Source organism: Megasphaera sp. AF13-6AC, from assembly GCF_027685385.1.
Taxonomy (GTDB): Bacteria; Bacillota; Negativicutes; order Veillonellales; family Megasphaeraceae; genus Megasphaera; species Megasphaera micronuciformis.
This window is the reverse complement of the sequence record NZ_JAQCUN010000204.1, coordinates 1074-1581: the sequence shown is the minus strand read 5'-3', so window position 1 is coordinate 1581 and position 508 is coordinate 1074. Positions and strand designations below refer to the sequence as shown.

1 protein-coding gene is annotated in these 508 nt (G+C 46.3%); it reads right to left on the bottom strand.

Annotated features, from left to right (window positions below; translation table 11 throughout):
• The coding region (locus PGX78_RS08140; protein ID WP_270446436.1) for a hypothetical protein at window positions 1–508 on the bottom strand (508 nt) is incomplete at both ends.

Here is a 508-nt window from a genome sequence, read left to right as displayed (position 1 = left end):
TGCCGTTTTTACCCGTAACAGTTACCGTTTCAGCCGTCACGTCTTTGCCGAGGGCTACATCAATAACCGTATCGGCACCTGTCTTTTTAATGGACGTCTTAATATTCGTGCCGTCACCTTTAACGGTCACCTTCGAACCCAGGGCACTCGTCTGTTCACCGCCCACATTGGCATCGAAACGAAGTCCCTTGTTCGTAACTTCTTCCACCTTCGAGTCAAGTTGGCTTTTATTGACCGCATCATGACTGTCTACGGCGTTTTGGACGTTTGTGATCCGATTATTCGAGACGCTGACATTTCCGCCCGTAATAGTTACACCGTTGCCGCCTACACTCGTATTATTGTTTAAGACAATACTGGTATTGCCGTTCGATACGGATGTAATGTCCGTCAAATTCTTCGCCAAGGCAATAGAAATTTTACCGTTATCGTTAGCCGTTTGAATATTCGAATTTTTTCCGACAATGCCCAAGGTAGATCCCAAGTCCTTGTGAATAGATTGCCCGTC